At 65.0% G+C, this 6,780-nt stretch carries 5 protein-coding genes; all 5 read left to right on the top strand.

All coding sequences use genetic code 11. The features are described 5' to 3' along the window. Positions 1–373: 373 nt before the first annotated feature. The 5 genes from NKI06_RS30480 to NKI06_RS30460 all read left to right on the top strand — a co-directional run bounded on the left by NKI06_RS30480 (position 374) and on the right by NKI06_RS30460 (position 6,725). Positions 374–1,606 carry a 3-methyl-2-oxobutanoate dehydrogenase (2-methylpropanoyl-transferring) subunit alpha gene (locus NKI06_RS30480; protein ID WP_023672172.1) on the top strand — a complete coding sequence of 411 codons (1,233 nt, stop codon included), beginning with the start codon at positions 374–376 and terminating at the stop codon, positions 1,604–1,606. A gap of 2 nt (positions 1,607–1,608) precedes the next feature. After that, positions 1,609–2,622, top strand: coding sequence for an alpha-ketoacid dehydrogenase subunit beta (locus NKI06_RS30475; RefSeq protein ID WP_023672171.1), 1,014 nt, complete (start codon positions 1,609–1,611; stop codon positions 2,620–2,622). Positions 2,623–2,624: 2 nt separating this feature from the next. Continuing rightward, entirely contained in the window at positions 2,625–4,028 is a 1,404-nt protein-coding gene (locus tag NKI06_RS30470) for a dihydrolipoamide acetyltransferase family protein (RefSeq protein ID WP_023698106.1), read from the top strand. Between the two features lie 235 nt (positions 4,029–4,263). Next, on the top strand, positions 4,264–5,652 hold the full coding sequence (lpdA, locus tag NKI06_RS30465) for a dihydrolipoyl dehydrogenase (RefSeq protein WP_352987907.1): 1,389 nt from the start codon (positions 4,264–4,266) through the stop codon (positions 5,650–5,652). Positions 5,653–5,858: 206 nt separating this feature from the next. Continuing rightward, the gene (locus NKI06_RS30460; RefSeq protein WP_352987906.1) at positions 5,859–6,725 is read left to right on the top strand and encodes a glycosyltransferase; all 867 of its coding nucleotides are present in this window, start codon (positions 5,859–5,861) and stop codon (positions 6,723–6,725) included. Positions 6,726–6,780 lie beyond the last annotated feature (55 nt).

Below are 6,780 nucleotides of genomic sequence, written 5' to 3'. Positions count from 1 at the left end.
CGCCACTGGTTAAAACCACACTGGGTAAATTCTCATGGGGTCCCCGAGCGCCCACGGTCCCCCCCCCTCGGCTGCGTGATAGGCGACACACCTCTCCCCCGATCGACGGGGAGAGGAAAGCGCCAGTTCGCCGACCTTGGTGCTTCATCTCTCCCGGAAGCCGTGAAGTGACTATCTGCTGGAAATCCTGCAAAACTTTGCGCCTAATTGCGCGCCGCTCCCCAACATCGACAAGAAATTTCGCCGACATATCTGCATCTTGCGGTCGCCTGCCGGCCGTGACGCCGGATGGGTTGCGGCGCCCCATGAATTGGCGCTGTGCCGGGCGCGCGGATGTGCAAATATCACCGCAGCAAATGGGAGGACCATGGTCATGACCGATGCTGGGATGTTGCGGTTTCATGTGCCGGAGCCGGAAGTGCGGCCGGGCGGAACGCCCGACTTCTCCAACGTGCCTATCCCCAAGGCGGGCTCGGTGCCGCGACCGGACATCGATGTCGATCCGCGCACAATCCGCGACATGGCGTTTTCCATCATCCGTGTGCTCAACCGCACCGGTGAGGCGGTCGGGCCGTGGGCCGGGCTGCTCACCGACGAGGAGCTGCTCGAGGGGTTGCGCCACATGATGACGCTGCGCAGCTTCGATGCGCGCATGCAGATGGCGCAGCGCCAGGGCAAGACCTCGTTCTACATGCAGCATCTGGGCGAAGAGGCGGTGAGCTGCGCTTTCCGCAAGGCGCTGGCGCCAGGCGACATGAATTTCCCGACCTATCGGCAAGCCGGCCTGCTCATCGCCGACGGCTATCCGATGGTCACGATGATGAACCAGATCTATTCCAACGAGGCCGATCCGCTCAAAGGGCGGCAGCTGCCGATCATGTATTCGTCGAAGGAGCATGGCTTCTTCTCGATCTCCGGCAATCTGGCGACGCAATACATCCAGGCGGTCGGCTGGGCGATGGCTTCCGCTATCAGCAACGATTCGAAAATCGCGGCGGCGTGGATCGGCGACGGCTCGACGGCCGAATCCGATTTCCATTCCGCACTGGTGTTCGCCTCGACGTACAAGGCGCCGGTCATCCTCAACGTCGTCAACAACCAGTGGGCGATCTCGACGTTTCAAGGCATTGCGCGTGGCGGCTCCGGCACCTTTGCCGCGCGCGGCCTCGGCTTCGGTATTCCGGCGTTGCGCGTCGACGGCAACGACTATCTCGCCGTTCATGCCGTGGCCAAATGGGCCGCGGAGCGGGCGCGGCAGAACCTCGGGCCGACGCTGATCGAATATGTCACCTACCGTGCCGGCGCGCATTCGAGCTCGGACGATCCGTCGGCCTACCGGCCGAAAACCGAATCCGACGCCTGGCCGCTCGGTGATCCGGTGATGCGGCTGAAGAACCATCTGATCCTGCGCGGGGTCTGGTCGGATGAGCGCCATGCCCAGGCGGAAGCCGAAATCCTCGACACGGTGATCGCGGCGCAGAAGGAAGCTGAAGGCCACGGCACGCTGCATGCCGGCGGCAAGCCGTCGACGCGCGAGATGTTCGAGGGCGTGTTTGCCGAGATGCCGCCGCATCTCAGGCGCCAGCGCCAGCAGGCGGGAGTCTGACCATGCCGAGACGGACCATGATCGAGGCGATCCGCGACGCCATGGACGTGTCGATGGCGCGCGACGAACGCGTCATCGTCTATGGCGAGGATGTCGGCTTCTTCGGGGGTGTCTTCCGCTGCACGGCAGGCCTGCAAGCGAAGTACGGCAAGACCCGCTGCTTCGATGCGCCGATCAACGAATCCGGCATTGTCGGCTCCGCCATCGGCATGGCCGCCTATGGGCTGAAGCCATGCGTGGAAATTCAGTTTGCCGACTACATGTACCCGGCTTACGACCAGCTGACGCAGGAAGCAGCACGCCTGCGCTACCGCTCGAACGGCGATTTCACCTGTCCGATCGTGGTCCGCATGCCGACCGGCGGCGGCATCTTTGGCGGCCAGACGCACAGCCAGAGCCCGGAAGCGCTGTTCACCCATGTGTCGGGGCTGAAGACGGTGGTGCCGTCCAATCCTCATGATGCCAAGGGGCTGCTGATCGCGGCGATCGAGGATCCCGATCCGGTGATTTTTCTGGAGCCGAAGCGGCTCTATAACGGACCGTTCGATGGCCATCACGACCGACCGGTGACGCCATGGTCGAAGCATGAACTGGGCGAGGTCGCCGACGGCCATTACACGGTGCCGCTCGGCAAGGCGGCGATCCGCCGGGCGGGCTCGGCCGTCACCGTGCTCGCCTACGGCACCATGGTCTATGTCGCGCAGGCGGCCGTGGAAGAAACCGGCATCGATGCCGAGATCATCGATTTGCGGACCCTGCTGCCGCTCGATCTCGACGCGATAGTCGCTTCGGTGAAGAAGACCGGACGCTGCGTCGTCGTGCACGAGGCGACACTGACCTCCGGCTTCGGCGCCGAGCTGTCGGCGCTGGTGCAGGAAAATTGTTTCTACCATCTGGAAGCGCCGGTGGCGCGCGTCACCGGTTGGGACACGCCCTACCCGCATGCGCAGGAATGGGACTATTTCCCGGGGCCGGCCCGTGTCGGCCGCGCGCTTCTCGAAACCATGGGAGCCTAGGGATGGGCGAACACATCATCAAGCTGCCGGATGTCGGCGAAGGCGTCGCCGAGGCCGAACTTGTGGAGTGGCACGTCAAGGTCGGCGACCTCGTGCGCGAGGACTCGGTGCTTGCCGCCGTGATGACCGACAAGGCGACGGTGGAAATACCTTCGCCGGTCGATGGCGAGATCCTGTGGCTGGGCGCCGAGATCGGCGACACGGTGGCGATCGGCTCGCCGATCGTGCGGCTGAAAGTGGCGGGGGAGGGCAATGTCGCCGAAGGCTCGAAATCGTCAGAGGTCACGGCGGCACCGACCCCCACCCCTGCCGGGGCGAGCCACGGGTTTCGCCCGTCCTCCGGACCCCCACAAGAGGGAGGCGTCTCGGCCACGAAATCCGACGCCAAGTCGCCACCACCTGCACCAGCAGCCAAAAGCGCACGGGCAGCTGAGACAGAATCCCCCTCCCCCTTGTGGGGAGGGGCTAAGGGTGGGGGTGCTGCGCCGACATCTAAAGGTGCGGCACCCTCCGGCGCGCCGCGCCCGGAGGGCGAAAAGCCCCTGGCGTCGCCCGCCATCCGGCTCAGGGCGAAGGAGGCGGGGATCGATCTGCGCCAGGTGTCGGGTACCGGCCCTGCCGGCCGCATCAGCCACGAAGATATCGAGGCATTCCTGGCACGCGGACCGCAGGTAGCGAAGGCGTCGGGTCTGGCGCGCAATGACAGCGTCGAGGATATCAAGGTCATCGGACTGCGGCGCAAGATCGCCGAAAAAATGTCGCTGGCGAAGTCACGCATCCCGCACATCACCTATGTCGAGGAGATCGACGTCACAGCACTTGAGGAGTTGCGCGCGGCGCTCAACAAGGAAAAGCGCAAGGGTGTGGAGAGGCCGAAGCTGACGCTGCTGCCGTTCCTGATGCGGGCGATGGTCAAGGCGATTGCCGACCAGCCCAACATCAACGCGCTGTTCGACGACGAGGCCGGCATCATCCATCAGCATGGCGGCGTCCATATCGGCATTGCCGCGCAGACGCCGTCGGGCCTGGTGGTGCCGGTGGTCAAGCACGCCGAGGCGCGCGACCTCTGGGATTGCGCGGCCGAGCTCAACCGCCTGGCCGAAGCGGCGAAGTCCGGCACGGCCAGCCGCGACGAGCTGTCGGGATCGACCATCACCATCACCTCGCTCGGCGCCATGGGCGGCGTGGCGACGACGCCGGTCATCAATCATCCTGAGGTGGCGATCGTCGGCGTCAACAAGATGATGGTGCGGCCGGTCTGGGACGGCACCCAGTTCATCCCGCGCAAGATGATGAACCTGTCATCGAGCTTCGATCACCGGGTGGTCGACGGCTGGGATGCGGCGGTGTTTGTGCAGCGGATCAAGGCGCTGATTGAGACGCCGGCGCTGATATTTGTGGATTGAGGGGCGGAACGACCGAGATGACGGCGGGACAGCGCCCCCCTCTGCCTTACCAGGCATCTCCCCCACAAGGGGGGAGATTGGACGTCACGCAGGGTTTCGCCAATCTCCATCGTTGCAGGAATGAGCGAAGCGAAGAAGCTGCTGATCTCCCCCCTCGTGGGGGAGATGTCCGGCAGGACAGAGGGGGGCGCGAAGGATCGCGACGGAACATTCCCTCGCATCAAAGGGTCACGCCATGAAAGAAATCTCCTGCAAGCTGCTGGTCATCGGCGCCGGGCCCGGCGGCTACGTCTGCGCTATCCGTGCCGGCCAGCTCGGCATCGATACGGTGATCGTCGAAGCTGGCAAACCGGGCGGCACCTGTCTCAATGTCGGCTGCATCCCGTCCAAGGCGATGATCCATGCGGCGGAAGAGTTCGAGAAGGTCGCGCATATGGCCGGCGGCAGCAGTCCGCTCGGCATTTCTGTGGCGGCTCCGGTGCTCGATCTCGGCAAGACGGTTGCGTGGAAGGACGGCATTGTTAGCCGGCTGACCGGGGGCGTTGCCGGGCTACTGAAGAAGGCCAAGGTCAAGACCGTCTATGGCTGGGCGACGTTCCGCGACGGCAAGACCGTCGCGGTCGAGACCGAGACCGGCACCCAGATCATCCGCGCCGAAACGGTTGTGATCGCCACCGGCTCGGCGACGGTGGAACTGCCGTTCCTGCCGTTCGGCGGCCCGGTGATTTCATCCACAGAAGCGCTGGCTCTCGGCGAGGTGCCGAAAAAGCTCGCCGTGGTCGGCGGCGGCTATATCGGGCTGGAACTCGGCATGGCGTTCGCCAAAATGGGCGCCGCGATGACCGTGGTCGAGGCGCTGCCGCGCGTGCTGGCGCAGTATGATGCGGAACTGACCCGGCCGGTGGTGAAACGGCTGGCCCAGCTCGGCGTCGAGGTGATGCTTGGCGCCAAGGCCAAGGGGGTCAAGGGCGACGCGCTGCTGGTCGAGACCGCGGACGGCAAGAGCACCAAAATCGCGGCAGACAAGATCCTGGTCACGGTCGGCCGCAAGCCGGTGACGGAGGGCTGGGGCCTCGATCAGATCGATCTCGACATGGCCGGCAAGTTCATCAAGATCGACGACCAGTGCCGCACCTCGATGCGCGGCATCTATGCCATTGGCGACGTCACCGGCGAGCCGATGCTGGCGCACCGGGCGATGGCGCAAGGCGAAATGGTGGCCGAGATCGTCGCCGGCCACAAGCGCAGCTGGGACAAGCGCTCGATCCCGGCCGTCTGCTTCACCGATCCGGAGCTGGTGACGGCAGGGCTAACGCCGGAGGAGGCGAAGGCGCTGGGCGAAATCAAGATCGGCCAGTTCCCCTTCGCCGCCAACGGCCGGGCGATGACGAAACTCGGCGAGGACGGGTTTGTTCGTGTTGTCGCCCGCGCGGACAACCATCTGGTGCTGGGCATCCAGGCGGTCGGGCAAGGCGTGTCGGAACTGGCGGCGGCGTTCGGCCTGGCGCTGGAAATGGGCGCGCGGCTGGAGGATATCGCCGGGACCATCCATGCGCATCCGACGCAAGGCGAAGGCTTCCAGGAAGCGGCGCTGAAGGCGCTGGGCCACGCGCTGCATATTTGAAGTGCGCTTACCCTCCCCCTTGTGGGGAGGGTCGATCCGCGTAGCGGAGCGGGGTGGGGGTCCTCGCCGACCGTCAGCGCTCACCCCCACCCCGTCTCGCCATCTCCGCTTCGCTCCGACCGCGAGCCGACCCTCCCCACAAGGGGGAGGGTGGCCGCTCAGCCGTTGGTTGTCGCAGATCAGCGGAATGTACTAAGTGTCGGTCCATGGACACCGGCCTGAAGAAATACATCGCCATACGCTACAACATCGCCGCTGGCTTCAAGCCAAGCCAGTGGGACGGAAAGGGCCGCGCCAATCTCGACCCGGTCTGGCTGGTCGAGCGCCTGGCGTTGTTCGACACCTATTGCGCGTCGTCGCTCGAAGGCCAGTCGCTGAAGGATTTTACCGTCCTTCTGGCGTTCGATGCCGATACGCACGAGAACTATATTCGCACCGTGTGCAGCTGCGTGGCCGGTGTCGACGTCAGGCCGATCCTTGTCGAGGCGGGCGAGGATTACAATGATCGCTTCAATGCCTTCGTCCAGGCCGATACCGATGCCGACTATGTTTCGCTCACGCGGCTCGACAGCGACGACGCGCTGGCGCCGACCTTCATGGAGCGCGTCGAGCACTACGCGCGCCGGGAGATCGAAAAGCGTGTGGTGGACCTGCAGCCGCTCTACATTGCCTTTCCGGACGGCCAGAATTTCGACACGGCAAGCGGACGCTACACGCACCACGACTATGTCACGTCGGCGTTCGGCACGCTGGTCGAAAGGAGATCGCCGGCGATGAGCGGCGTCTACAGCGAGCACCACGCAAAAATGGCGACGCGCTTCAACACCGTCGTGGCGGCATCGAAGGGCGCGCAATGGTGCATCGTCATCCATGACAACAACGCCGCCAACGTGCTGAGGGGGAAGCCGGTCTCGGGGCCCTCCTTTACGGTGGGCCGACCGGGTGTCGAACCCGAGGTGCCAGCGCGAAGGCAAAGCGCGCCACGACAGGCAACCCAGCCCCGCATGGCGCCGCGGACCGCGGGCAACTTCATCCGGTTTCTGCTCGGACGACCGATGGCTCTGCGGAAGTAGCGGGCGCTTTACCCTCCCCCTTGTGGGGAGGGTCGATCGCGGAGCGGAGCAGGGT

The sequence above is a fragment of the Mesorhizobium sp. M0772 genome (assembly GCF_040320135.1).
Lineage (GTDB): Bacteria > Pseudomonadota > Alphaproteobacteria > Rhizobiales > Rhizobiaceae > Mesorhizobium.
Note: the sequence above shows the minus strand (reverse complement) of the source record. Positions and strands in the feature narration are given on the sequence as shown.